This window comes from Mesorhizobium sp. ESP-6-4 (genome assembly GCF_020164735.1).
Classification (GTDB): Bacteria; Pseudomonadota; Alphaproteobacteria; order Rhizobiales; family Rhizobiaceae; genus Mesorhizobium.
On record NZ_JAIUGS010000001.1, the window covers coordinates 607,563 to 631,431 of the forward strand.

At 64.1% G+C, this 23,869-nt stretch carries 24 protein-coding genes and 1 other RNA gene; 12 read left to right on the forward strand and 13 right to left on the reverse strand.

What is annotated here, in order from left to right:
• Positions 1-247: 247 nt before the first annotated feature.
• Positions 248-685: a hypothetical protein gene (locus LB523_RS02715; RefSeq protein WP_224600820.1), complete on the reverse strand. Its 438-nt coding sequence runs from the start codon at positions 683-685 to the stop codon at positions 248-250.
• Between the two features lie 239 nt (positions 686-924).
• Between LB523_RS02715 and LB523_RS02720 the strand changes: the two genes are divergently transcribed.
• The gene (locus LB523_RS02720) at positions 925-1,827 is read left to right on the forward strand and encodes a dienelactone hydrolase family protein (protein WP_224600821.1); all 903 of its coding nucleotides are present in this window, start codon (positions 925-927) and stop codon (positions 1,825-1,827) included.
• Positions 1,828-2,224: 397 nt separating this feature from the next.
• On the opposite strand, the gene LB523_RS02725 is transcribed toward LB523_RS02720, so the two are convergent.
• Positions 2,225-3,148 (reverse strand): EamA family transporter, encoded by a 924-nt coding sequence (locus tag LB523_RS02725; RefSeq protein WP_411966429.1) that lies wholly within the window; start codon positions 3,146-3,148, stop codon positions 2,225-2,227.
• A gap of 89 nt (positions 3,149-3,237) precedes the next feature.
• Between LB523_RS02725 and LB523_RS02730 the strand changes: the two genes are divergently transcribed.
• On the forward strand, positions 3,238-3,714 hold the full coding sequence (locus LB523_RS02730) for an Lrp/AsnC family transcriptional regulator (RefSeq protein ID WP_224600823.1): 477 nt from the start codon (positions 3,238-3,240) through the stop codon (positions 3,712-3,714).
• Between the two features lie 60 nt (positions 3,715-3,774).
• Here the strand turns inward: LB523_RS02730 and LB523_RS02735 are convergent, their stop codons facing one another.
• Both LB523_RS02735 and LB523_RS02740 read right to left on the reverse strand, forming a co-directional pair.
• Positions 3,775-3,972 (reverse strand): hypothetical protein, encoded by a 198-nt coding sequence (locus LB523_RS02735; RefSeq protein WP_095770142.1) that lies wholly within the window; start codon positions 3,970-3,972, stop codon positions 3,775-3,777.
• A 145-nt stretch (positions 3,973-4,117) separates the two neighbouring features.
• Positions 4,118-4,603, reverse strand: a complete 486-nt coding sequence (locus LB523_RS02740) for a thioesterase family protein (RefSeq protein ID WP_140839789.1) — start codon at positions 4,601-4,603, stop codon at positions 4,118-4,120.
• A gap of 167 nt (positions 4,604-4,770) precedes the next feature.
• Here LB523_RS02740 and LB523_RS02745 point away from each other — a divergent pair, with 167 nt between their 5' ends.
• On the forward strand, positions 4,771-6,186 hold the full coding sequence (locus LB523_RS02745; protein WP_224600824.1) for an FAD-binding oxidoreductase: 1,416 nt from the start codon (positions 4,771-4,773) through the stop codon (positions 6,184-6,186).
• A 15-nt stretch (positions 6,187-6,201) separates the two neighbouring features.
• Here LB523_RS02745 and LB523_RS02750 read toward each other — a convergent pair whose 3' ends face one another.
• Positions 6,202-7,170 carry a Dyp-type peroxidase gene (locus LB523_RS02750; protein ID WP_224600825.1) on the reverse strand — a complete coding sequence of 323 codons (969 nt, stop codon included), beginning with the start codon at positions 7,168-7,170 and terminating at the stop codon, positions 6,202-6,204.
• Between the two features lie 196 nt (positions 7,171-7,366).
• Between LB523_RS02750 and LB523_RS02755 the strand changes: the two genes are divergently transcribed.
• Positions 7,367-11,344, forward strand: a complete 3,978-nt coding sequence (locus tag LB523_RS02755; RefSeq protein ID WP_224600826.1) for an AsmA family protein — start codon at positions 7,367-7,369, stop codon at positions 11,342-11,344.
• A 36-nt stretch (positions 11,345-11,380) separates the two neighbouring features.
• Here LB523_RS02755 and LB523_RS02760 read toward each other — a convergent pair whose 3' ends face one another.
• Positions 11,381-11,809, reverse strand: a complete 429-nt coding sequence (locus LB523_RS02760; RefSeq protein WP_224549771.1) for a MarR family winged helix-turn-helix transcriptional regulator — start codon at positions 11,807-11,809, stop codon at positions 11,381-11,383.
• Between the two features lie 171 nt (positions 11,810-11,980).
• Between LB523_RS02760 and LB523_RS02765 the strand changes: the two genes are divergently transcribed.
• A complete protein-coding gene (locus tag LB523_RS02765; RefSeq protein WP_224600827.1) occupies positions 11,981-13,786 on the forward strand; it encodes a chloride channel protein in 1,806 nt (601 codons plus the stop codon).
• Here the strand turns inward: LB523_RS02765 and LB523_RS02770 are convergent.
• From LB523_RS02770 to LB523_RS02785, 4 genes are all read right to left on the reverse strand, one after another.
• Positions 13,783-14,010, reverse strand: coding sequence for a ribbon-helix-helix domain-containing protein (locus tag LB523_RS02770; protein ID WP_140727872.1), 228 nt, complete (start codon positions 14,008-14,010; stop codon positions 13,783-13,785). The two genes, LB523_RS02765 and LB523_RS02770, sit on opposite strands and share 4 nt — an antisense overlap.
• Positions 14,011-14,018: 8 nt before the next feature.
• Positions 14,019-14,216, reverse strand: a complete 198-nt coding sequence (locus LB523_RS02775) for a DUF4169 family protein (RefSeq protein ID WP_224600828.1) — start codon at positions 14,214-14,216, stop codon at positions 14,019-14,021.
• 9 nt (positions 14,217-14,225) lie between these two features.
• A complete protein-coding gene (locus LB523_RS02780) occupies positions 14,226-14,756 on the reverse strand; it encodes an SspB family protein (RefSeq protein WP_224600829.1) in 531 nt (176 codons plus the stop codon).
• A gap of 116 nt (positions 14,757-14,872) precedes the next feature.
• Positions 14,873-15,556 (reverse strand): TetR/AcrR family transcriptional regulator, encoded by a 684-nt coding sequence (locus LB523_RS02785; RefSeq protein WP_224600830.1) that lies wholly within the window; start codon positions 15,554-15,556, stop codon positions 14,873-14,875.
• A 187-nt stretch (positions 15,557-15,743) separates the two neighbouring features.
• Between LB523_RS02785 and LB523_RS02790 the strand changes: the two genes are divergently transcribed.
• The gene (locus tag LB523_RS02790) at positions 15,744-16,949 is read left to right on the forward strand and encodes a multidrug effflux MFS transporter (RefSeq protein ID WP_224522824.1); all 1,206 of its coding nucleotides are present in this window, start codon (positions 15,744-15,746) and stop codon (positions 16,947-16,949) included.
• A 46-nt stretch (positions 16,950-16,995) separates the two neighbouring features.
• Here LB523_RS02790 and LB523_RS02795 read toward each other — a convergent pair whose 3' ends face one another.
• Together LB523_RS02795 and ssrA are read right to left on the reverse strand one after the other, a co-directional pair.
• Positions 16,996-17,553 carry an AAA family ATPase gene (locus tag LB523_RS02795; RefSeq protein ID WP_224600831.1) on the reverse strand — a complete coding sequence of 186 codons (558 nt, stop codon included), beginning with the start codon at positions 17,551-17,553 and terminating at the stop codon, positions 16,996-16,998.
• 94 nt (positions 17,554-17,647) lie between these two features.
• Positions 17,648-18,008, reverse strand: a transfer-messenger RNA (tmRNA) gene (gene ssrA / locus LB523_RS02800).
• A 166-nt stretch (positions 18,009-18,174) separates the two neighbouring features.
• Here ssrA and LB523_RS02805 point away from each other — a divergent pair.
• From LB523_RS02805 to LB523_RS02830, 6 genes are all read left to right on the forward strand, one after another.
• Positions 18,175-18,486: a DUF2853 family protein gene (locus tag LB523_RS02805; protein WP_042644091.1), complete on the forward strand. Its 312-nt coding sequence runs from the start codon at positions 18,175-18,177 to the stop codon at positions 18,484-18,486.
• Positions 18,487-18,717: 231 nt separating this feature from the next.
• Entirely contained in the window at positions 18,718-19,512 is a 795-nt protein-coding gene (locus tag LB523_RS02810) for a thymidylate synthase (protein ID WP_095764767.1), read from the forward strand.
• 387 nt (positions 19,513-19,899) lie between these two features.
• Positions 19,900-20,694 (forward strand): molybdate ABC transporter substrate-binding protein, encoded by a 795-nt coding sequence (gene modA, locus LB523_RS02815; protein WP_095764768.1) that lies wholly within the window; start codon positions 19,900-19,902, stop codon positions 20,692-20,694.
• Between the two features lie 22 nt (positions 20,695-20,716).
• Positions 20,717-21,421, forward strand: a complete 705-nt coding sequence (gene modB / locus LB523_RS02820; RefSeq protein WP_224600833.1) for a molybdate ABC transporter permease subunit — start codon at positions 20,717-20,719, stop codon at positions 21,419-21,421.
• Positions 21,418-22,530, forward strand: a complete 1,113-nt coding sequence (gene modC / locus LB523_RS02825) for a molybdenum ABC transporter ATP-binding protein (RefSeq protein WP_224600834.1) — start codon at positions 21,418-21,420, stop codon at positions 22,528-22,530. The genes modB and modC overlap by 4 nt, the downstream gene beginning before the upstream one ends.
• 88 nt (positions 22,531-22,618) lie before the next feature.
• The gene (locus LB523_RS02830; protein ID WP_140727877.1) at positions 22,619-22,969 is read left to right on the forward strand and encodes a winged helix-turn-helix domain-containing protein; all 351 of its coding nucleotides are present in this window, start codon (positions 22,619-22,621) and stop codon (positions 22,967-22,969) included.
• 114 nt (positions 22,970-23,083) lie between these two features.
• Here the strand turns inward: LB523_RS02830 and cobF are convergent, their stop codons facing one another.
• Entirely contained in the window at positions 23,084-23,848 is a 765-nt protein-coding gene (gene cobF, locus LB523_RS02835) for a precorrin-6A synthase (deacetylating) (RefSeq protein ID WP_224600835.1), read from the reverse strand.
• Between the last annotated feature and the right edge of the window lie 21 nt (positions 23,849-23,869).

Below are 23,869 nucleotides of genomic sequence, written 5' to 3' on the forward strand. Positions count from 1 at the left end.
ATCGTTTGGCTAAGTCCCCTGTCGGCGAAGTTATTGGCCGATGCAGGGAGGTTGACGCCACGGTTACCAATTCGCCGCCGCCTGGATATTCCGCCCTAACAGTCACCCGAGGCACAAAAACTACGAACTATCTTGTTCCCCATAAGGTGGACTAATCGATTTCGCCGGTGGGAGGCCTTCGGTCGCCAGAAAGCGGATCAGCTTTGCCGTCGAAAGGCCGAGCCGTTCAAAACCGGTTCGGAATGCTTCAAAGCCCGAGATGACCCCGCAAGCTGGGCACCTGATCCAGCACCTGGTTGGTCAGATCAGGGCCGGCGGCAACCTCGGCCTGCTTGATCAAGGTCTCGCCGGCCTGACGGATCTGCGCCATGTCGAGGCCGGACTCCTTGAGCGCGGCGATGCCGTTGATCAGCGCGCCGGCCTTTTCGCCCAGAACGCCGCCAAGCGCGCCCTGCAGTGACGACAGAAGTCCGCCGCCCGAATTGGCCGTCGCGCCGGCGGCCATCACGTCATATTTCTGGGCCAACTCACCGGCGCCGGGGATCTGGTCGAAGAAGGACGAAATGCTGGTGCCTTCAGCCTCATGCTCGAGCACGGAAAAAATGGTGCCGACAACCTTCTCGGTGGTCGGCTCGTCGAGGCCGGCCTTCGAGGAAACGGTGTCGATGATATCCTGGATGTTCATGGCATTCCCCTTTTCGTCATTCGTTTCGGTAGGGCGCTCAGGCAACTTCACGTCCTAATGTGACAGCACCATCAAGCCTTTCGGAAATGACCAAAATGTGATGAATCGCGCTGGCTTGTCGGCGCGACGGCGGGTTGGCTCCACCAGGGTTCCGCCCATATGGTCGTCACCGGGGCGTGACTGGACCATGCGATACTCGACCCTATCTTGCGGTCCACCGCCAACCGTCGAGGAAAATCATGACCAGCCCCGTTGCCAAGCCCGTCGTCACGCAGCCTGTCATCACGCAGGCGATGATCGATGCCTATGACGAATACACGCATCTGACGCTCGACCGCCGCCGCTTCATGGAGCAGTTGACGAAGCTGGCGGGCTCGGGTGCCGCGGCGGCGGCGATCGCGCCGATGCTGGCCGCCAATTCCGCTCAAGCGGCGATCGTCGCCGAAGACGACAGCCGCGTTAAGGGAGGGGACATCACCTATCCCGGCTCAAGCGGCGAGATGAAGGGCTATCTGGTCAAGCCCGCGAACCAGTCAGGCAAGCTCGGCTGCGTCATCGTCATCCACGAGAACAGGGGGCTGAACCCGCATATCCGCGATGTCGCCCGGCGCGTGGCGCTGGAGGGGTTCATCGCGTTGGCGCCGGACTTCCTGTCGCCGCTTGGCGGAACGCCCTCCGACGAGGACAAGGCGCGCGACATGTTCACTAAGCTCGACGTGGCCAGAGTCGCCGCCGACGGCGTGGCGACGATCGCCTATCTCAAGGGCCTCAAGGACGGCAACGGCAAGGTCGCGGCGGTCGGCTTCTGCTGGGGCGGCGGCGCGGTGAACCAACTCGCCGTCCATGCGCCCGACCTCAGCGCCGGCGTCGCCTATTACGGCATGCAGCCCGAGGCCGGGGACGCTCAAAAGATCAAGGCGCCGCTGCTGCTCCACTATGCCGGGTTGGACGAACGCACCAACGCCGGCATCGACACCTACAAGAAGGCGCTCGACGCCGCCCATGTCGAATACAAGGTCTATGTCTATGAGGGTGCCAACCACGCCTTCAACAACGACACCTCGGCCGCGCGCTATGACAAGAAGGCCGCCGATCTCGCCTGGGGCCGGACAATTGCTTTCCTGAAGGAGAAGCTGGCATAGCCGAGCGGTCCAGAGCAATTCCAGGAAGAGTGACGAACGGCAACCTTTCAAAATCCCTGTGTCGGGTAACCAGGGCGTTTCACCGTTTCACGGAACGGCGCCGGGGATTGGCTGAAGCCGCCCTAACCTCGTCATTCTATGGCGGAGCAAGGAGCGAAGCGACGCGGCGCAGACCATAGAATCTATGCCGTGACTTGGAAGCGCCGCCACGGTGCGGAATTCTGCTCCGTTGCACGCCTTGGCGAAGGTAACGGCATGGATTCCAGGGTCTTCGCGACGGAGCTTCGCTCCTGCTCCGCCCTGGAATGACGATCGCGATGGGCATTTCGGCCAATCTCCAACGCATGCCACTTGCCAACGCAAACAGAGCTGATCGGTCAATCTCTGTGCAGTGCCACTAGGCATTTGCTGCGGGTTTGTGGAAAGCGACGCCGGCGATCACCAGCGCAATGCCAAGGCAATCGGTGACGCTTGGCACCTGGCGCAGCACGATGACGCCGATCAGCGTTGCGGTGAGCGGCAGGAGCGAGAGCATCAGCGCGAAGCTCGCGCGCGGCAACCTCGCCATGGCGAGTTGGTCGCAGATATAGGGGATGACCGAAGAGCAGATGCCGACGCCGATCGCGGCGCCGAGCAGCTGCGGCGACGCGAAGGCGGGCAGCGCCTCGCGAAAGCCAATGGGCAACACGGCGAGGAAAGCGACCGCCATAGCGGCGCCGAGGCCACCGATGCCGATGCCTGCCTGGGCGACGCGGTGACCGATCACGATGTAGCCGACGAAGAGGGCGCCGTTCAAAAAGGCCCAGAACAAGCCGACCGGATCGCTGGACCATTTCACGTCGATGAGCAGCAAGGTGCCGACAACGGCAATGGCGAGCGCGGCAAAGTTACGCCGGCTGCGCAGGCCAACCAGCGCGACCGCGATCGTGCCGACGAATTCGATCGCCGCCACCAGCGAGATCGGCAACCGATCGAGCGCCAGATAGAACGAGCAGTTCATCACCGCCAGGCAGATGCCGAATGCGAGCAGCAGAAGTCGTTGAGCGCGATCGGCGCCGGCGAAAACGCGCCAAGGCCTGGTCAATGGTGCGAAGATGAGAGCGGCGGTGGCGATGCGCAGCCAGGCCATGCCGAGCACGCCGACCTGAGCGAAAAGCAGCACGGCGAAGGCCGGCCCGAGATAATGGAACACGGCGCTGACGCAGAACCAGACATGCGGCGGCAACGCGTTGGCCATTCCAGCAAGCATGGTGGGGCCGGCGAGGGCGGGGGGCGCATCGGCGGCCCGGTTTGCAGCTGGAATTTGCGTTCGCGTTTCCATGCGAGCATTATCGCAGGCGAAACTCGCGGATTACATGTGTGATGAATGGCTTGATTGCCGCCTTTGCTTTCTGATGGAAGAGATTTGGCTTGAAAAACCTTCGAAGTGAAAATGCCGATCTGGATACGATCGATCTGAAGCTCCTGCGGTTCCTGGAAAAGGATGCGCGCATCAGCACCGCGGAGCTCGCGCGCGCTGTCGGGCTGTCGGCGCCGAGCGTGGCGGAGCGCATCCGCAAGCTGCAGGATAACGGCGTGATCGAGGCCTATACGGTTAGGATCAATCCGGCCGCTCTCGGCATGAAGCTGTCCGCATGGCTCAGGATCCGGCCGGTGCCGGGACAGCTTTCCGTTGTGGCGGACATCATCCGCGACCTGCCGGAAATCGCGCAATGCGACCGCGTGACCGGCGAGGATTGTTTCGTCGCGCTCGCCCATGTCGGCTCGGTGAGCGAGCTCGAGCGGGTGATCGACCGGATCATTCCCTATGCGATGACCAACACCGCGATCATCCAGTCGTCACCGGTCAAGCCGCGCTCACCTCTGTGCGGGTTCAAGCAGCCCTGATTCGGCGGTTATGACTCGGCAGCTATGGCTGGTCAGGGAGGATGAGGCAGCGACGATGAATCAAGCGTGGCCGCGCTTCATGCGCGCCTGCTTCAGAATAACGCGCCAGCGGATCATGTCGAACGGGATGGGTTCGTTGTTGTTGGCGATGTGGAAGATCTCATTGTTGACGTTCTTCAGCGATCGCCAGAAATCATAGTCGGTGATGCGTGGATCGGCCGCCAACCGTTCCACTTCGACCTTGATGTCGGTTTTCATGCACTGTCCTCGCACCGCATTCCGCCAGCCGCCCCCGCGCAAACCCGGTACGGCGGTTTTCGAACGCGCCAGTGAGTCGTTCAACGGACTCAACCGACTTGTTCACGTTAAAACCTTGGTAAGGTTAACGCGGGCGTGCGGGTTTTCAAGCGCCCTTGCGCTTGATGCCGATCGAGCGGCCGGCGCGCTCCGGCATCGGCAGTCCGGCATGGGCGGTGCGCATGGCCTCGACCTGGGCCATCACGTCGGCGGGGAAGGGAGCGACCTTCGGTCCTTCCATGTCGACATGCAGCGATAGCGATTCGGACGTCGCCGCCAGCCAGCCGTCGACGTGGCGGATTTCCTGATAGGCACGCAGCCGCTTCTCGTCATGATCGATCAGCTGGAACGAGACGTTGACCTTGTGGTCGAGGTGCAACTCCTGCACGTAGCAGACGTGAACTTCGGCCGTATAGATGGTGAGGCGTCGCTCCTTGGCGTAGTTCGGCCCCATGCCCATCAGCTCGAACGCCTGGTCCGAGCAGCGGTCGAACAGCACGTTGTAGTAGGCCATGTTGAGATGGCCGTTATAGTCGATCCATTCCTTCTCGATCGCCATTGGGCTGGAAATGATCGGTGCGGGGATCGTCATTTTGGTTTTCCTCGATGGTCGCTGGACGGGGCGTGGTTGCTAAGATTCTCGCTGCTCTGGCGCAAAGTCGCCGAGCCTAATCGCTTGGCACTTTTCCTAGGATTGCTTTAGGCATCATTCATAGCTGCACTACAAGCGCGGCCGCTGGTCCATTCGCGGAGGAAATCATGGCTTTGAGCGACCTCAACCCCGTCGAACGCAATGAGGAAGGCATCGCCGCAGTGCTCGGCATCCTCAAGCAGCGCTTCGGCGAGCGCTTCCAGACCGGCGAGGCGATACGCGGCCAGCACGCGCACACCACCACCTATATTCCGACCCAGGCGCCGGACGGCGTCGCGTTCGTCGAGAGGAGCGCGGACGTGCAGGAGATCGTGCGCACCTGCGCCGCCCACCGCGTGCCGGTGATCGCCTTCGGCGTCGGCTCGTCGCTCGAGGGCCACACCAATGCGCCGGGCGGCGGCATTTCCATCGACACGTCGCGCATGAACCGGATCCTCGCCGTCAACCCGCAGGACCTTGACTGCACGGTCGAGCCCGGCGTGACGCGCGAGGACCTCAACCGGCACCTGCGCGACACCGGTCTGTTCTTCCCGATCGATCCTGGCGCCAATGCGTCGCTGGGCGGCATGGCGGCGACCAGGGCGTCCGGCACAAACGCGGTGCGCTACGGCACGATGCGTGAAAACGTGCTGTCGCTGACCGCCGTCATGGCCGACGGCGAGACGGTGACGACCGGCAAGCGGGCGAAGAAAAGCTCGGCCGGTTACGACCTGACGCGGCTTCTGGTCGGTTCGGAAGGCACGCTCGGCGTCATCACGTCGCTGACGCTGAGGCTGCAGGGCATTCCGCAGGCGATCTCCGGCGGCGTCTGCCCGTTTCCGAGCCTCGAGGCCGCCTGCAACACGGTGATCGCGACCATCCAGATGGGCATCCCGGTGGCGCGCATCGAACTGGTCAACGCGCTGCAGATGCGGGCGATGAAGAACTATTCCAAGCTCGACTATCCGGAGAGCCCGTGCCTGTTCGTCGAGTTCCACGGCAGCGACGCGGGCGTCGCCGAGCAGGCCGAGATGTTCGGCATGATCGCCGAGGAGCAGGGTGGCGGGCCGTTCCTATGGACCAGCGTCGCGGAAGAGCGGACAAAGCTCTGGAAGGCGCGGCACGACGCCTATTGGTCGTCACTGACGCTGCGCCCCGGCGCCAAGGGGCTGTCGACCGACGTCTGCGTGCCGATCTCGCGGCTTGCCGAATGCGTCACCGAGACCGAGGCCGACATTGCCGAGATGGGACTTATCGCGCCGATCGTCGGCCACGCCGGCGACGGCAATTTCCATGTGCTGGTGCTGATGGATGTCGACAACCCGGCCGAGATCGCGCTCGCCGAGAAATTCGTCGCCCGGCTCAACATGCGCGCCATCGCCATGGAAGGCACCTGCACCGGCGAGCACGGCATCGGCCAGGGCAAGGTCGGCTTCCTGCGCCACGAGCTCGGCCATGGCGTCGATGTCATGCGCACGATCAAGCAGGCGCTCGATCCGCTGAACATCATGAACCCGGGCAAGATCCTGCCGGCGGCGGGCTGATCCGCCGGCCGGCGGCTATCCTCCCACCCCTTCGGCCAGCTTCTGCAGCATCGGACGTGTCGGCGCGAAGAAGGTCGTGCCTGTATGCGGGGTGGAGAAGTCGAGCAGCCGGTCATAGGCGCCGGGCGGCTCGCCGATATACATGCGCTGCAGCATCTTCTCGATCACCCACAGATAGCGGGTGTAGCCGACGAAATAGGTTCCGAACTCGTTCTGCCCCGGACGGCCGAACGGCATGTTGTCGCGCAGGATGTCGTATTCGTTGCCGGCATCGTCCTCGATGGTGGCCAGCGATTTGTGAGACTTTCGCGGCTTGTCGTCGTCATCGATCTCGATGTTGTCGATTTTGGTGCGGCCGATGATCTCTTCCTGGACATGCGTCGGCGTCTCTTTCCAGGCTGCCATGTTGTGCAGGTATTTCTGCACGACGACATAGCTGCCGCCGGCAAAGTCGCCGTCCTCGTCGCCGATCACAGCAGAGGCGGGCAGGTCGAGGCCGGTCGGATTTGCGGTGCCGTCGACAAAGCCCAGGAGGTCGCGCGCGTCGAAATAGCGGAAGCCGGACACCTCGTCGGCGACGGTCACGCTGCCGGCCAGGCGGTCCAACAGGATGCGCTCGAGCTCGAAGCACATGTCGGGCCGCTCGGCGCGGATGTGGAAGAGCAGATCGCCCGGCGTCGAGGGCGCCAAATGCGCCGAGCCCTCGATCGGCGCGAAGGGTTTCAGCTCGCGCGGCCGGCGGCCGGGCGACAGACGATTCCAGAGCGCGGCGCCGATGCCGGCGATGCAGGACAGGCGGCCCGACAAGTCGCGGAAGCCGACATTCTTGACGAGATCGTCGAGCTCGCCCAGCACCGAAGCGACATTCGAAAGCGCGGCCTCGTCGCTGCCGACGGTCACAACAAGGAAAATCGCAGCCGTCGAGAGCGGAGCGTCGACGCTCTGCGCGTCGATCGGCACTCTGTCCCAGTTCTTGCCTGACATCGGGAACGCTCCGTATTGGGTTCGGATTTTGGGTGGTCACGAACGTGACCGGAAGGGCAGGGGATTTGCAAAAGAGATATCGCGAGCGCGAGCCTTCGCGCAACTGGAGACGTTGGCCGTTGCCGCGCGTTGAATTGCCTCTTTATCGACACGCGGATGCGGGTAGAGTGCGGCTGACTTTCAACCCGGGAAACAGATGCTCGCCCGCCTGTTCGTGATCTTCGGTGGCCTGTTCGTGCTGGTGCTGTGCGCGGCGCTGGTGGTGCCGTATTTCATCGACTGGACGGGTTACCGGGGCGATTTCGAGCGCGAGGCGAGCGCCGTCCTCGGCCGCAAGGTGACGGTGAAGGGCGACGCGACAGCGCGGCTGTTGCCGTTTCCGTCGGTGACCTTCTCGAATGTCGAGGTCGCGGGCGGGCCGGAAGGCCGGCCGGCGATGACGGTCGAGACCTTCTCCATGGATGCGGAGCTGGCACCCTTCCTGCGCGGCGAGGTGCTGATCTTCGACATGCGGCTGGTGCACCCGAAAGCCGTCATCAATATCGCCGGTGACGGCACCGTCGACTGGACGCTCCGGCCCTCGGCTCCCTTCGATCCGGGCCAGATCGCGATCGAGAAGCTGTCGGTGAGCGAAGGGCAGATCGAACTGCGCCATGCCGCCGGCGGGCGCAGCCACCTGATCTCGGAGATCAACACGACGATTTCGGCCAAGGCGCTCACCGGCCCGTGGCGCATGGACGGAACGCTGCGCTTCGACGGCCTGCGGGCCGACGTCTCGGCTTCCACCGGCAAGGTGGAGCCGGACGGCCAGATGCGGCTCCGGCTGAAAGCGGATCCCGATGCCTATCCGCTGATCATCGAAGCCGACGGCAATGCCGGCATCGTCAAGGGCGCCGCAATCTATTCCGGCCAGTTCAAGATCTCGGGCGCGGACAAAAACGGTGTCGACAGGAATTCGGTCGAGCTGCGCGGCAACGATGGCGAGCCGGTCAAGGTCAGCACCGGCAAGCCCGATCCGGGTTTCCGGCTGAACGGCAAATTCGCGCTCGACCACCAGAAGCTCAATGTCGACGAGTTCCGCTTCGAGACCGGGCCGCTCGACAATCCCTATACCGCCGACGGCAAAGCCTCGGTCGATCTCGGCCTGAAGCCGCATTTCTCGGTCGAGGCCAGCGGGGCGCAGGTGCAGTTCGACGAAGCTGTCGGCGGAGCCACCGGCTTAGGCTTCACGCTCGACCAGCGCATCGCGGCATTGGAGCAGACGCTGCAACACATGCCGAAGCCGACGATACCGGGCACGGTCGAGGTAAGGCTGCCGGCGGTGGTAGCGGGCGACACGACGGTGCGCGACGTGCGACTGTCGGCCGAGCCGGTAGAGGGGGGCTGGTCGGTCAAGTCGCTTGCCGCGACGCTGCCGGGCCGCACGACGCTCGAAGCCGACGGCATGTTGAGCGTCGAAGACCATTTCGGCTTCACCGGCTCGTTGCTGCTGGCCGTCGGACAGCCTTCCGGCTTTGCCGCCTGGCTGTCGAAGGATGTCGACGAGGCGATCCGGCGGCTCCCGGCGGCAGGCTTCAAGGCCAAGGTCGATCTCAGCGAGAACCGGCAATCGTTCAGCGATCTCGAACTCATCCTCGGCAAGGCGAAATTTTCGGGCAGCATCGAGTCCAGCCAGCCGGACGGCGCCAGGCCATCGGTGCTGATGCGGCTGACGGGCGGCGAGATGGACCTGGACGGGCTCGCGGCCTTCGCCTCGATCTTCATCAGCGACAAGGGTGCCAACCGTTTTTCGGATCGCGATCTCGATTTCCAAATCAAGGCAGGTCCGGTCAGCGCCGGCGGGTTCAGCGCCGATACCGTCGATACGGCACTGCGGCTGCGCGAGGGTCTGCTCGAGATCGATAGGCTTTCGATCGGCGGCCTGGCCGGCGCCTCGATCAGCGCCACGGGCCGGATCAAGGATTTTCCGCAGAGCCCGACGGGTAAGCTCAACGCTTCCGTGGTGGCGGTGGACCTCAAGCCGCTGATCGACGTCGCGGCCCAGCATTATCCCGACAATCCCATGCTCAAAGGCCTGGCCAGCCGTGCGGCGGCCTATCCCGAACTGTTCCAGGACGCGCGCATCGATCTCTTGACCAGCGCCGCCGACAATGGCGACGGCACCACGGGCCTGGCGCTCTCGGCCCAAGGCAAGGCCGGCGGTTCGGCCTTTTCGGCTTCGCTTTCCGGCAAGGGAACCGCGGACAAGCTCTCCGAGGCGCCGGTATCGATCACCTTCAACGCCCGCAACGACAATGCCGCCACGCTGCTTGCGCTTTACGGCCTGCCGGCGCTGCCGCTCGGGATGCTCGGCCATGCCAACACCGAGGTCTCGGCGAAGGGCTCGGTCGCCGGCGGTCTCGCGACCAGCTTCAACCTGACGGCCGACGACTTCAGGGCAAGCTTCGACGGAACCGTCGCCGAGACGGCGCAAGGCCCCACTGCAAAAGGCAAGGTCAATCTTAGTGCCGCCGATATCGAGCCGTGGCTGATGACGACGGGGGTAGGCCTGCCCGGCATGGGAACGGGGACGTCGACGTCGCTGGCGGCCGATGCCGATTTCGGCAATGGGCTTCTGGTGCTGAGCGGCCTCACCGGTTCGATCAACAAGGCGGCGGTGTCCGGCGACGTCAACATCGACGCCAAGGATGGTCTGCCGCATCTTGCCGGGGCGCTGGCGCTCGACGAGCTCGACCTCGATCCGCTGACGGTCTCGCTGTTCGGCGACCAGTCTTTCGCTGCCGCCAAGGGCGGCTGGCCGACGACGCCGTTCAGCCAGAAGTCGACCTTGCCGTTCAACGCAGACCTCGATCTCAACACATCGGCGCTCGCCGTCGGGCCCTTCGCGACGGCGCATGACGCTTCATTCTCGCTGAAGCTCGACCGCGAAGGCATCCATGTCTCCGACCTCAAGGCGAAGCTCTATGGCGGCGAGCTGACCGGCCTGTTCGACCTGAAGAACACGGAGGGCACCGGCCTGTTCTCCGGCCAGATGAGGCTGGCCGGCAGCGACCTTTCCGCGGTCCTGCCCGGCGCCGGCATCGGCGGCAGCGGCGATCTCTCGGCGGCCTTGTCGACCAGCGGCAAATCGGTCGATGCCATGATTGCGGCCCTGTCCGGTTCTGGCACCGCGGCGCTGAAAGGATTGAAGGTGGACGGCATCAATCCGGACGGCTTCGGCGCCATCATCGCCAAGGCCGATGCGATTGGACGCGATATCGACACGGCCAAGACCGTGGAGTTCGCGCCGCAGATCGCAGGCGAAGGCAGCTTCGCCGCTGGTGACGCCGATGTGGCCTTCACCATCGCCAATGGGACACTGCGCGTGCCGCCGGTCAGCCTCGATAATCCCGGCGCGACCTTGTCCGCCGACGTGACCGCCGATCTCAACACAAGCACCGTCACGGCAAAGGGGACGCTGACCTATCGTCCCGGCGAGGAGGCACTGGTCGGTTCCGAGCCGGCCGTCAATTTCAGCCTGGCCGGTCCGCTCGGGGCCGCGCCCCAATTCGACAGTGGTCCGCTGGCGCAGTTCCTGACGCAGCGCGCGCTGGAGAAGGAGCAGCAGCGGGTCGAGGCGATGCAGGCGGCGCTTCTCGAAAAGCAGCGGCTGCGGCGCGAGGTGCGCTATTACGCGGCGCTGCAGACGGAGCGCGACAAGGCGGCCGAGGAGCTGCGCCGGCAAGAGGAGGAGGCGCGACAGAAGGCCGAGGCGGAAGCCAGGGCAAAAGCCGAGGCTGAAGCGCAGGCACAGGCCGAGGCAAAAGCCAGGGCCGACGAAGAGGCGAGGGCGCAGGCGGAAGCCGACGCCAAGGCGCAGGCGGAAGCCGACGCCAAGGCGCAGGCGGAGGCGGACGCCAAGGCTCAGGCCGAAGCGGACGCCAAGGCTCAGGCCGAAGCACAGGCGAAAGCCGAGGCCGAGCAGCGTGCCGCGGACGAGGCGGCCAAGGCGCAGGCCGAAGCCGATCGCAAGAAGGCGGAGCAGGAGAAGCTGGAGGCGGAGCGCAAGGCGGCCGAGCCGAAGACCGATAGGTCGCTGCCCGGTGTCAACGGCGGTGCGACCCCGGCGCCGGCAAAGCCGAAGGCCAACCCGTTCACGATCGACAATCTGTTGAAATCGCTCGACGGCGGCTGAGCTTCACGTCACACGTAGCGAAATCAGCCACCGCGCCTAGGACTCTTCCTGGCGGGAGAGCAGGCGCCGCAGCATCGGCTCGATGCGCGAAAGCTCGTCGAGATGCGCGGCCGACAAGTCGGCCAGGCGATCGTCGGCCAAAGGGGTGAGCTGCAGCAGCACGCGCCGGTGATCGCTCTTGTCCTGATCGCGTATGACCAGGCCGGCCTCGGCGAGGCGGTTCACCAGTTCCACCGCGCTGTGGTGGCGAATGCGCAGCCGCTCGGCAAGGTCGCCCACCGCCACCGGTCCGCCGCCTGGAAATCCTTTGATCGCTAGCAGCGCCTGGTGCTGGCGCGGCGTGAGGCCCGCCTCGTTGGCCTGGACCTGGCTGAATTCGAGAAAGCGGCGGATCAGATAACGGAACTGCGACAGCCGCTGGTAGTCGGCCTGGCTGATGGCGGGGCGTTGTTTCGGCGGCGTCATTTCCCGACTTATGGTCTTTTCGTGCAAAAGCTCAACTGGCCGTCGCGATCCCTGTCCAAAATGACGCGGCGCAGCGATTGAAAACAGCCTTGCAGATTTATATCGTGTTACGATATGAGGCCACCTGAAACCGGGCGGTCTACGTGCCGTCAGAAAGTTCAGGCTCCCAAAATGAAATCCGCTCGTGCCGGCAACGGCCATCTTCGCGACTTCACGACCGATCCGCGCGTGCTGATTATTGCAGCCATCGCCGTGGTGGTGGCGACCGCCGGGCTTTTTGCCGGCATCGTGCTCCTGCAGCTCATCCGGCTTGCCACCAACATCGCCTATTTCGGCCAGTTCTCGCTGGCCGAGCTAAGGCTCGAGGACACCCCGCTTGGGCTCGCCGCGGTGATCGTGCCGGTGATCGGCGCGCTGATCATCGGCTTGATGGCGCGCTTCGGCAGCGAGAAAATCCGCGGCCACGGCATTCCCGAAGCCATCGAGGCGATCCTGCTCGGGCGCTCGCGGCTCGACGCCAAGGTCGCGGTGCTGAAGCCGCTATCGTCGGCGATCTCGATCGGCTCGGGCGGACCATTCGGCGCCGAAGGCCCGATCATCATGACCGGCGGCGCCATCGGCTCGCTGATCGCGCAGATGCTGCCGGTCAGCGACAATGAGCGCAAGACGCTGCTGGTGGCGGGTGCAGCGGCCGGCATGACGACGGTGTTCGGCACGCCGATCGCCGCCATCATGCTTGCGGTCGAACTGCTCCTGTTCGAATGGACGCCGCGCAGCTTCATCCCCGTCGCCGTCGCGGCAATCGTCGCGGAAGTCGAGCGCAGCCTGCTTCACCTGCCGAGCCCGATCTTTCCGTTCTCGGGCAGCATGGATTCATCGATCGCCGGGCTGGGCGGCTGGGTGCTGATCGGCATTGCCGCCGGACTTCTTTCAGGACTGCTGACGCAACTGGTCTATGCCTGCGAGGACGCCTTCCTGAAGCTGCCGATCCACTGGATGTGGTGGCCGATGATCGGCGGCCTGGTGGTCGGTATCGGCGGCTTGATCGAGCCGCATGCGCTCGGCGTCGGCTACGACAATATCGCCAACATGCTCGACGGCCGCACCGTCGCCGCCGCCGCGCTGCTGCTTCTGGTGGTGAAGGCCGTCATCTGGTCGGTTGCGCTGGGGTCCGGGACCTCGGGAGGCGTGCTGGCGCCGCTGCTCATCATGGGCGGCGCGATGGGCGCGGTGCTCTCGGGCATCCTGCCCGCGGCGAGCCCCGGCTTCTGGCCGCTGCTGGCGATGGCCGCGACGATGGGCGGCACCATGCGCGCGCCGCTGACCGCGACCTTCTTTGCCACCGAGCTTACCGGCAACACGCATGTGCTGGTGCCGCTGATCGCGGCCTGCGCCGCCGCGCATGCGGTCACCGTGCTGTTGATGAAGCGCTCGATCCTGACCGAAAAAGTCGCGCGGCGCGGGCATCACCTCGTGCGCGAATACCGCGTCGATCCTTTCGCCCTGACCAGGGTCAAGGAAGTGATGACCACCAAGGTCGAGAGCGTGCCGGGAACGATGACGCTGCATGGCGCGGCAACCTTTCTGACCGCTCCGGACACGCGGCATCCGAGCTTCCCGGTCATCGATGAAGCGGGGCATGTGCTCGGCGTCATCGATCCGCCGGCGATCCTGCGCTGGCGCCGTAACGGCAAGCATCGCAAGGCGACGCTGGGCGAATTGCTGGCCGGCAGCAAGATCACGCTGGCCTATCCGGACGAATATCTCGAAGCGCTTTCCGACAAGCTTTTGCTCGCCAATGTCTCGCATCTGCCGGTCGTCTCACGCGAGGATGAACGGCTCGTCGGCTATATCGGCTGGAAAGACATGATGCGGGTAAGGTCGAAAAAGCAGGCGGAGGAGCGCGACCGCACGGCATTGCTGAGCTTCGGCGCGAAGCGCAAGGCGCAACAAAACGTCGGCGATAGCGCGGTCTAGGACGCGGCGCCGCCGCGTTTTGCCCAGGCCAGCACGTAGAGCCTCAGCGCCGATGACAGGTTCGCGTCGCGAGTCCGAGTCTCATCGATCTCCGCGACCAAGGCCGCGAGCGACAGCGAGCGCTCGGCGGCGATGGCGATGAGGTCGTCATAAAAGGGCTGTTCCAGGGAAAAGCTGGTGCGGTGACCGCGGATCGTTACCGAACGTTTCTCGACCGCGGCCATTGCAGGACTCAGCGCTCGCCAGGGTCGTCGGGTTTTTCCCGGCGATGGCCGGCCACGAATTTCTCGGCCTTCTGCGATGTCAGCCTGTCACGCTCGCGCTCTGTCTTCGAGCGGCCATGCAGCGCCCGGTTCTCGCCGGCCCGGCGTTCCTTCTCGGTGCGCGCTTTCTGCTTGCGGGTCTGGCGGAGATTGATGACCTCGCCCATGGCGCCGGGCTACTTCTTGCGGAAGGCGTCGAGCGAAACGACGTCGGCGCCCTTGGCGCCGGTCTCGGCGACCGCCTGCTTCTTTTCGGCCTCGGCGGCCTTCTTCTTGTTTTCCGCCTTCTTCTCGGGGACGACGGCGACCGGTTCGGGGACCGGAGCCGCGGCCTCGTCTTCGGCGCTTTCCGTCTTGACGTCGAATTCGAGCTCGAAATTGACCGACGGATCGTAGAAGCCGCGCACGGCGGAGAAGGGGATTTCGAGCTTTTCCGGCACATCGGAGAAGGAAAGCCCGACCTCGAAGCCGGCATCCGTGACCTTGAGGTCCCAATACTGGAACTGAATGACGATGGTCATCTGCTCCGGATAGCGCTCGCGCAGCCTGGACGAAATGCGCACGCCCGGCGCGCCGGTCAGGAAGGTGATGAAGAAATGATGATTTCCCGGGAGGCCGGTGCGCGCGACCTCGGCCAGGACCTTGCGCATGACACCGCGCAGAGCCTCCTGGGCCAGAATGTCGTAGCGGATATGGTCGTCGGCCATCTGATGGTCGGGTTCCGTTGAATCGTCCGCATAGCTGTAATCAAGCTTGAGCGCGGCGTAAACCGCATATAGGCGCAAAGCCGTGAGGCCAAGAGGGGTGCCGGCGATTTGATGGCTCAGGCGTGAGCGAGCGCAGCCTGCTTGGCGGCTGGCGATTTCCTTCTGGCGAAGGCGCCGAGAAAGGTCCGCACGCCGTTCGTGGCCGAGCGCAGCACCTCTTCCTCGGTGGGCACGCCGCCCAGCATGAAAGTGATCTGAAGCTCGGCGTTGACGAGGGCGAAGAACTGACGCGCCGCGACGTCGGGGTCGCCGATCGACAGGTAGCCGGCGAAGGCAAGCCGGGCAAAGCGCGCGGCAAGCGCCGACCAGGTACGGCCCGGGCCTTGCTCGCGCCATTCGGCAAACAGTTCCGGATAACGCTCGCCTTCGGCCTGGATCAGCTTGCGCAGGAAACGGCCGTCGCGGTTGCAGATGCAGTTGCGATTCATGCGCACGGCGAAGGCGATCAGGTCGGCTTCCAGGTCCGTGGGCTGATCGGGAAAGCTGGCGATGGTGGCGAAGATGCCGGCATTGCAGCGCTCCGTCAGGTCGCGTACGACCGCGACGAACAGCTTTTCCTTGTCGCCATGGTGGTTGTAGACGGTCTGCCGTGAAACGCCGGCCTCGGCCGCGATCAGGTCGATATTGGCGCCGGCATAGCCTTCGCGGCAGAAAACGGAAGCGGCGGCGTCAACCACCGACACGCGCTTGGCCTCGTGGCTGCGTGGCGGGAAAGTGTCAGGAGAAACGCCGTGCTTCATGAAAAATCTATATAGCGGTGATTGACGAATTGGACAAGCCTGTCTAAATTTGTGGACACAATAAAGGAAGCCCGCGCGGAAGGGGCGAAGAAATTCGCCCTTGGACGTAGGATTTCCGCGGGATGGAACGTCCTGGGTTCAGACGCCGGCATTTTGCGGCGGCAACCAGATCCGAAAGAGCCTTATCATGAGTCCCAAATTCCTCCGCATCGCGGTCGTGCTCGGCTTGTTGTCCGCGATCGGCCCATTTGCGATCGATATGTATCTTCCCGCGCTGCCTTCGATCGGCCAGGACCTGCATGCCGGCACCGCCGCTGTGCAGATGAGCCTTCTGATCTTCTTCCTGTCGATGGGTTTTGGGCAGATCGTCGTCGGCCCGATCTCCGACATGGTCGGCCGCAAGGCGCCGCTTTACGCTGGCCTCGCGCTGTTCATGGTCGGCGGCGTCGGCTCGGCGATGGCGCCGAGCATCGAGTGGCTGATCGCCTTCCGCTTTCTGCAAGGTCTCGGCGCCAGCGCCGGCATGGCGGTGCCGCGCGCCATCGTGCGCGACCTGCACACCGGCAACGAGGCCGCCAAGCTGATGTCGCTCTTGATGCTGGTGTTCTCGGTGTCGCCGATCCTGGCGCCGCTGACCGGCAGCCAGATCATCGAGAGCTTCGGCTGGCGCGCCGTGTTCTGGACGGTGACGGGCGCGGCCGCTTTGGCCACCATCCTGCTTGCCACCTCGCTCAAGGAGACGCGGCCCGTCGAAGAGCGCGCCGGCTCGTCGTTCGGCACGGCGCTTGCCGGCTACCGCTACCTGATGGGCGACCGCAACTTCCTCGGCCTTGTGGCGATCGCCGGCTTCGGCATTGCGAGCTTCTTCGTCTATCTGTCGAGCTCGTCCTTCATCCTGATCGACCATTACGGCCTGTCGCCGTCGGTCTACAGCGTCTTCTTCTCGATCAACGCGGTCGCCTTCATTGGCATGTCGCAGCTGACCGGGTTGCTGGCCGACCGCTTCGGGTTGAAGCGCGTCGTCTGGGTGGCGGTCACCGGCTATGCCACGGTAATGGTGGCGCTGTTCGCGATCATGGCGTCCGGCGTCGACCGGCTCGACGTGATGGCCGCGCTGCTTTTTGTCGGCTACGGTTTCCTTGGCCTCGTCATCCCCACCACCTCGGTGCTAGCGATGGAAGAGCATGGCGAGATCGCCGGCACGGCCTCGGCGCTGATGGGCACGCTGCACTTCGCCATCGGCGCGCTGGCGATGGGCGTCGCCGGCATCTTTTTCGACGGCACACCGTTGCCGATGGTGGCCGGCATCGCGCTGTGCGCCGTGATCTCCTTCACTCTGGCCAAGCTGACGCTCGGCCGCGCGCGCGAAGCGGTCGAAGCGCCGGCGGAGTAGGACAGCCGTTGAGAAGATAGAAAGGCCGGGTCGATACCAGCCTTTTTCATGTTCCTGGCGAAGCTGTTTGATCGAGGACGAAGCGCACCCGTTCATCGACCGGAGCGAGAGGCAACGGCACCAGGTCGTAGCCGAGCTCCGCATAGACGCCCGTCAACGAACGGAATGTGCGCTCGGCTTCCTGGAGCGTTTGCCTGCGCTCGTCGTCCTGGGTGAAAATCTCCGGCCACGGCGGGGCGACAAAGACGCGGCGCGCGTAGCGGAATTTATCAGCCGCGCTCGTGATGTGGTCCGGCACCGGCAGGCCGCAGAGCCTGAGGTAGCCGATCGTGTCGGGCGCGCCGCGGTCGAAGAACACCCGGCCGGGTTCGGTATGCGCGGCGTGCCAGGAGCGCAGCTCCCAAGACAGCATCAGCTCGGCAAAGAACGCGCGGTCCTGCCAGGGAAGGGCAGGGCCGCCGATGGCCATCTGGTCGCGGATGATGCCGCGCCCGGCTTCGGGCGCGGTCGCGAAGCCTTGGGCCCGCAGCGCCTCGATCAGCGTGGTCTTGCCGGAGCCGGGGCCGCCGGTCAGCACGAAAAATCGATCGGTATCGTTTTGCATCGCCTGTCCATGGATGATGGGCGGCAAGCCCGCGCATCAGGCGCCGGACCAGCCTTGGCCGTTCGGTTGATTGGGGAGAAGCAAGGAGGGGGAAGGTGGAGGTTTCTGTTGCCAGGTACCTCCGAACCCCGCCTAGAAGTGCGAACCCCTAGGACTTGATTTGAAGCGTTCGCGCCGCATTAAGCAGCGAGACGAGCTTCCGCATAGTTGTCGTTGGCAACTATAAGTTTAGCCCGATAACGGTGGTACAATGCCGGGCAAAAGTACGATCTTTACACCTTCGTCGATCCTATTTCGCCCCCAGCAAAAGCCGCTCCGTCAGCCAGAGCGGTTTTTGGTGGAGGCGCCGGGTACCGCCCCCGGGTCCGAACGGCTTATTTCATCGCCTGTTTATCGCCATAGTCGGTCAAGCCGACGAACCGTATATAGGGAGCGGCCAAGGAAAAATAAAGGCCAAAACCGGCGCTTAACCGGTTGTGCCAAACGGCAGCCAGGGTTGACTTGCGCGCCTACTCAATCAAATCTCGCTGGCGGTGAGGAGTCTCTGACCTAGCGCACAGGTTGCGCGGCGCGCCACAACCCTCATCGATCGGATCCGTGGCGCCGACGAGGGGAAGTTTGATGGCCGACTATCTTGCGGATGTGAAGAAATATGATGCCGGCGCCAGCGCCGACGCGGTCGACAAGATCGTCAAGCATCTGGGCATTGCGCTCAGGAACCGCGATTCCTCGCTGGTGTCCTGCACCGACCCGAAGGAACTCGATCGCGTGCGGGAGAACTGGATCGGCAAGAAGCTCGGCATCGCCGATGCCGCAAAGGCGAATGCCTCGATCGAGAAGACCTGCAAGGCGATGCAGGCCGACAACACCAAGAGCCGCGTGACCTTCTACTATCTGGTTGCGAAGGATCTCGGCAAACTCGGCTCTCTGTAGGACCTTTTGATAATTCTACTCTGGCGGCCGACTAGCGCGGTTTTCTGCGCTTCCGGTGCTCACGTACTTTAAGTACGCTCCGCTCCGGTTCTCGAAAACCACGCTATTCGACTCGCCAGAGCGAATTCTGAAAAGGTCCTGCCGCCTCGCGTAGGGAAGGATTTCAGACAGACGTGGCGTCGGCGCGCACATTCGCTATGATTATATGTCATCCGAATCGAGGCGGAGCCGATGCGCCAATATCTCGACCTGTTGAAGCATGTGCTGGAGACCGGTGCCGACCGTGGCGACCGTACCGGGACAGGCACGCGCTCGGTGTTCGGCTACCAGATGCGCTTCGACCTTTCGCGCGGCTTTCCGGTTACGACCACCAAGAAGCTGCATCTGAAGTCGATCATCCACGAGCTTTTGTGGTTTCTGGCCGGCGACACCAACATCAAATATCTCAACGATCATGGGGTCACCATCTGGGACGAATGGGCCGACGAGAACGGCGATCTCGGACCGGTCTATGGCAAGCAATGGCGCTCATGGCCGGACGGGCGTGGCGGCGAGATCGACCAGATTGCGGGCCTTTTGAAGGAGATACGCCGGAATCCCAACTCGCGCCGGCTGATCGTATCGGCCTGGAACCCGGCCGAAGTCGAGGCGATGGCGCTGCCGCCCTGCCACTGCCTGTTCCAGTTCTATGTTTCGGAAGGCCGGCTCTCGTGCCAGCTTTACCAGCGCTCGGGCGATATTTTCCTCGGCGTGCCGTTCAACATCGCCTCCTATGCCTTGCTCACCCTCATGGTGGCGCAGGTCACCGGGCTGAAGCCCGGCGACTTCGTTCACACGCTGGGCGATGCGCATCTTTATTCGAACCATTTCGAGCAGGCGCGCGAGCAGCTCCGGCGCACGCCCAAGGCCTTGCCGACGATGTGGATCAATCCGGAGGTGAAGGACCTCTTCGCCTTCCGCTTCGAGGATTTCCGCCTCGAGAATTATTTCGCGGATGCAAATATCAAGGCGCCCATCGCGGTATGAGCCAGTTTTCAGCCTGGTCGATGCCAACCATGACGTCCGAGGCCTTGATCATCGCATAGCCCCCTGCTTGCCCTTCTCGAGCGCGAGGTCGGCGACCGCTTGGTGATTGACGCGGTGACTGACGCGTCGCCGCCGATGTCGATCTGACATGCGAAGCGGTGGCTTCCCTTGACGATCTCGGTCACCTTACCCCTTGAGGTGTTGCAGGCGCTGATCTTCATGCGTCTTTCCTTGAGCTTCGCCCCTTCCGTTTTGCATTCACCGTAGGCTGAGATCGCGCCGGCGCACAATGCCGCGACAGGTGAAAAGCCTTCCCTTGTTATGTTCATACGGATATATCGGTCCAAGGCTTTTGGCGGTACGGATTTGAAACCAGGGAGAGACTTCATGACGGGCAAGGGTTTCGGGTTGAAGACGATCGCCATTGGCGGTCTGGCGGCAATGCTGATGACGGCGGTGCCGGCGGCCCATGCCGACGACAAGGTCGTCGTGTTTGCCGCGGCCAGCCTCAAGGAAGCGCTCGACGCGGTTAACAAGGCATGCGAGCCGGAAGTCGGCGAAGCAGCGACCATTTCCTACGCGGCGAGCTCGGCTCTGGCCAAGCAGATCGAAGGCGGCGCGCCGGCCGATATCTTCGTCTCGGCCGACCTCGACTGGATGAAATATCTCTCGGACAAGAAGCTGACCAAGCCTGATACCGAAGTGAAGCTGCTCGGCAACCAGCTCGTGCTGGTGGCACCGAAGGATTCCGCGGTCGAGACCAAGGTCGAGAAGGGCTTCGACCTCGCCAAGCTGATCGGCGACGGCAGGCTTGCCATGGGCGATCTCAAGGCCGTGCCGGCCGGCAAATACGGCAAGGCGGCGTTGGAATCGCTGGGCGTCTGGTCGTCCGTCGAGGGCAAGATCGCGCAGGCCGAGAATGTGCGTGCAGCTCTCAAGCTGGTGTCGACGGGCGAGGCGGCTCTGGGCATCGTCTACGCCACCGACGCGCATGCCGAAAAGGGCGTCAAGGTCGTCGGCACCTTCCCGGAAGATTCGCATCCGCCGATCATCTACCCGATTGCCCAGACCGCCGATTCGAAGGACAAGGATGCAGCAGCCTTCCTGAAATGCGTCGAGTCGGCCAAGGCCGCCGACCTGTTCAAGGAGCAGGGCTTCACGGTCCTCGCACCGAGCAACTGAGAAAGACCGCACAAACACAATCATGAACTGGCTGCTGGACCTCACTCCCGACGAATGGAATGCGGTCCGGCTGTCGATCAAGGTGGCAACGGTGGCGATGATCGCCAGCTTGCCGCCAGGCGTCCTGATCGCGCTCCTGCTCGCGCGGGGGCGTTTCCGGGGCAAGACGCTGCTCAACGGGCTGGTACATCTGCCTCTGATCCTGCCGCCGGTGGTGACCGGCTATCTGCTCTTGCTCACCTTCGGCCGGCGCGGCCCGGCCGGCGCCTTCCTTGCCGAGCATTTCGGCATCATTTTCTCGTTCCGCTGGACAGGCGCGGCACTGGCCTGCGGGGTCATGGGCTTTCCGCTGATGGTGCGGGCTATCCGGCTCTCGATCGAGGCTGTCGACCGCAGAATCGAAGCAGCGGCCGGCACGCTTGGCGCCAATCCGCTCTGGGTGTTCGCCACCATCACGCTGCCGCTGATCCTGCCCGGCCTGATCGCCGGCGCGATCCTTTCCTTCGCCAAGGCGATGGGCGAATTCGGCGCCACCATTACCTTCGTCTCCAACATCCCTAACGAAACGCAGACGCTGCCCTCGGCGATCTACACCTTCACACAGGTGCCGGGTGGCGATGAAGGCGCGCTCAGGCTGACGCTGATCTCGATCGTCATCTCGATGGTCGCGCTCATCGCCTCGGAAGTGCTGGCGCGGCGCGTCGGCCGGCGGATGGACATCGAATGACGCTCTCGGTCGACATCAGCCATCGCCTCGGCGATTTCGCCGTGGAAGCCCGTTTCGAGAGCGCCGGCCGGCTGACGGCGCTGTTCGGGCCCTCCGGCTCGGGCAAGTCGACGCTGATCAACCTGATCGCCGGCCTGATCCGTCCGAACAAGGGGCTTATCTCGGTCGATGGCAATGTGCTGGTCGACACCGCCGCGCGCATCTTCGTGCCCATGCACAAGCGGCGCGTCGGCATGGTGTTCCAGGATGCGCGGCTGTTCCCGCATATGAGCGTCGCCGGCAATCTGCGCTACGGCCGTTGGTTCACGCCGCCTTCCGAGCGCTACGCCAAAATGGATGCGGTGGTCGACCTGCTCGGCATCGGTCACCTGCTCGACCGGCGGCCGGCGAAACTGTCGGGCGGCGAAAGGCAGCGCGTCGCGATCGGCCGCGCGCTGCTTGCCAGCCCGAGACTGCTTCTGATGGACGAACCGCTCGCCTCGCTCGACGAAGCGCGCAAGGCCGAGATCCTGCCTTACATCGAACGGCTGCGGGACGAGACGAAGATCCCGATCGTCTATGTCAGCCATTCCGTCGCCGAGGTGGCGCGGCTCGCGAGCGACGTGGTGGTGCTTTCGCAGGGCAAGGTTGCGGCCGCGGGGCCGACCGAGGCGATCATGCGGCGGCTCGACCTGTTGCCGGCGGAGGAGCGCGGCGAGGGCGGTGCGGTGCTCGACACCAAGGTGCTGCGTCACGACGAGGTCTTCGGCATGACGGTGCTTGCCTCGCAGGCCGGCGAAATCCGCGTGCCGAAACTGGAACGGGCGGCGGGCGCTCCGGTGCGCATTCGCATCCGGGCCCGCGACGTGATGGTCGCCACCGAGAAACCCGCCGGCCTCAGCGCGCTCAATATCCTGTCGGGAACGATCCTCGGCATGAAGCCGGGCGAGGGGCCCGAGGTCGAGATCGGCATCGATTGCCATGGCGCGGTTGTGATCGCGCGGATCACCGAGCAATCGCGGCAGGCGCTTGGCCTCAAGCTGGGAAGCCAGGTCTTCGCGGTCATCAAGACGGTGAGCTTCGATCGCGCAAACACCGGCGCCGGCCTGCCTGCCGAAGTCGGCGTTTGAGGATCTCGATGATGTCGCTATGTATATTTGGAATAGCGCGTCCTTCCCATAGGGACTATTGTCGTGCGGTGGAATCCGAGGAGATGAAATGCCGTCGCTCAGCCTGCGGATAAATCTCGACCCCGATGGCCGGATCGGCCCGGGCAAGATCGAATTGCTGGAGCAGATCGCCGCCTTCGGCTCGATCTCGGCTGCGGCGCGCGGCATGGAGATGTCCTACAAGCATGCCTGGGATCTGGTCGAGGACATGAACCGCGTGTTCGGCAAGCCGCTGGTCGCGGCGCAGACCGGCGGCCGCAAGGGCGGCGGCGCGCAATTGACATCGGCGGGTTTGGCGGTCGTCAGCCGGTTTCGCGCCATAGAGCGCGCCGCTTCATCGGCCGCCGCCGTCCATATGCAGGCCCTGCAGGCGGAGATCGATGCTGGAGTAGGGGAGTAGGGAGTAGGGAGTAGGGAGTAGGGAGTAGGGAGTAGGGAGTAGGGAGTAGGATGTGATGTCCTGGCCGCCTGCGCATGCGATGTGCGCCCCCTATTGCCTTACTCCCTTACTCCCCTACTCCCCTGATTTCCTGAGCAGATAAATGTCCATGATCCAGCCCTTCTTGCGGCGGGCGTCTTCACGAACCCTTTCGATTTCGGCACCGACGTCGCCCAGGCGTCCGGAGATGACGATCTCGTCGGGCGTGCCGAGATAGGCGCCCCACTGGATAAGGACGTCCTTGTCGGCAACCGTGTTGAAGGCGCATTTGCCGTCGAGCATGACGACGGTGGAGCCGGCATTGGCTGGCAGTCCTTCTTCGGTTAACCGGCGACCGGTCGTCACCAGGATCGAATCGCCGATGCGGTTGAGCGCGGTCGCGTGGGCGGCGGCCAGCGCCTGGATCGCGGTGATGCCGGGGATGACCTCGAGCTCGAAACCGACATTGCCTCTCAGGCGCACGCGCTCGAGGATGCGCAGCGCGCTGTCATAGAGCGACGGATCGCCCCAGATCAGGAACGCGCCGCAGCCATCTTCGGCAAGCTCGTCGCGGATCAGAGCCTCATAGATCTCGGCGATCGCTTCGTGCCAGTCGTCGACTGTCACACGATAGGACGATGTCGGTTCGGCCCGAACCGGCACATCGAACTCGACCCGGCGCGATTTCGGATTGGTGACGAAGCGGTCGCAGATCTGCCGGCGCAGATCGGCAAGATCGTTCTTCTTCGCTCCCTTGTCGGGAATGAACAGCGCGTCGGCGCGGTTCAGGCCGTCGATGGCCTGGACCGTCATGTGGTCGGGATTGCCGGCGCCGATGCCGATGACGAGAAGCTTGCGCATGGCGATCTCCTGCCCGATCGG

Bases quoted from the DNA above. Each gene is read 5' to 3' on its own strand.
- LB523_RS02715 (WP_224600820.1), bottom strand. From the start codon at position 685: ATGAACATCCAGGATATCATCGACACCGTTTCCTCGAAGGCCGGCCTC.
- LB523_RS02720 (WP_224600821.1), top strand. From the start codon at position 925: ATGACCAGCCCCGTTGCCAAGCCCGTCGTCACGCAGCCTGTCATCACG.
- LB523_RS02725 (WP_411966429.1), bottom strand. From the start codon at position 3,148: ATGGAAACGCGAACGCAAATTCCAGCTGCAAACCGGGCCGCCGATGCG.
- LB523_RS02735 (WP_095770142.1), bottom strand. From the start codon at position 3,972: ATGAAAACCGACATCAAGGTCGAAGTGGAACGGTTGGCGGCCGATCCA.
- LB523_RS02740 (WP_140839789.1), bottom strand. From the start codon at position 4,603: ATGACGATCCCCGCACCGATCATTTCCAGCCCAATGGCGATCGAGAAG.
- LB523_RS02745 (WP_224600824.1), top strand. From the start codon at position 4,771: ATGGCTTTGAGCGACCTCAACCCCGTCGAACGCAATGAGGAAGGCATC.
- LB523_RS02750 (WP_224600825.1), bottom strand. From the start codon at position 7,170: ATGTCAGGCAAGAACTGGGACAGAGTGCCGATCGACGCGCAGAGCGTC.
- LB523_RS02755 (WP_224600826.1), top strand. From the start codon at position 7,367: ATGCTCGCCCGCCTGTTCGTGATCTTCGGTGGCCTGTTCGTGCTGGTG.
- LB523_RS02760 (WP_224549771.1), bottom strand. From the start codon at position 11,809: ATGACGCCGCCGAAACAACGCCCCGCCATCAGCCAGGCCGACTACCAG.
- LB523_RS02765 (WP_224600827.1), top strand. From the start codon at position 11,981: ATGAAATCCGCTCGTGCCGGCAACGGCCATCTTCGCGACTTCACGACC.
- LB523_RS02770 (WP_140727872.1), bottom strand. From the start codon at position 14,010: ATGGCCGCGGTCGAGAAACGTTCGGTAACGATCCGCGGTCACCGCACC.
- LB523_RS02775 (WP_224600828.1), bottom strand. From the start codon at position 14,216: ATGGGCGAGGTCATCAATCTCCGCCAGACCCGCAAGCAGAAAGCGCGC.
- LB523_RS02780 (WP_224600829.1), bottom strand. From the start codon at position 14,756: ATGGCCGACGACCATATCCGCTACGACATTCTGGCCCAGGAGGCTCTG.
- LB523_RS02785 (WP_224600830.1), bottom strand. From the start codon at position 15,556: ATGAAGCACGGCGTTTCTCCTGACACTTTCCCGCCACGCAGCCACGAG.
- LB523_RS02790 (WP_224522824.1), top strand. From the start codon at position 15,744: ATGAGTCCCAAATTCCTCCGCATCGCGGTCGTGCTCGGCTTGTTGTCC.
- LB523_RS02795 (WP_224600831.1), bottom strand. From the start codon at position 17,553: ATGCAAAACGATACCGATCGATTTTTCGTGCTGACCGGCGGCCCCGGC.
- LB523_RS02805 (WP_042644091.1), top strand. From the start codon at position 18,175: ATGGCCGACTATCTTGCGGATGTGAAGAAATATGATGCCGGCGCCAGC.
- LB523_RS02810 (WP_095764767.1), top strand. From the start codon at position 18,718: ATGCGCCAATATCTCGACCTGTTGAAGCATGTGCTGGAGACCGGTGCC.
- modA (WP_095764768.1), top strand. From the start codon at position 19,900: ATGACGGGCAAGGGTTTCGGGTTGAAGACGATCGCCATTGGCGGTCTG.
- modB (WP_224600833.1), top strand. From the start codon at position 20,717: ATGAACTGGCTGCTGGACCTCACTCCCGACGAATGGAATGCGGTCCGG.
- modC (WP_224600834.1), top strand. From the start codon at position 21,418: ATGACGCTCTCGGTCGACATCAGCCATCGCCTCGGCGATTTCGCCGTG.
- LB523_RS02830 (WP_140727877.1), top strand. From the start codon at position 22,619: ATGCCGTCGCTCAGCCTGCGGATAAATCTCGACCCCGATGGCCGGATC.
- cobF (WP_224600835.1), bottom strand. From the start codon at position 23,848: ATGCGCAAGCTTCTCGTCATCGGCATCGGCGCCGGCAATCCCGACCAC.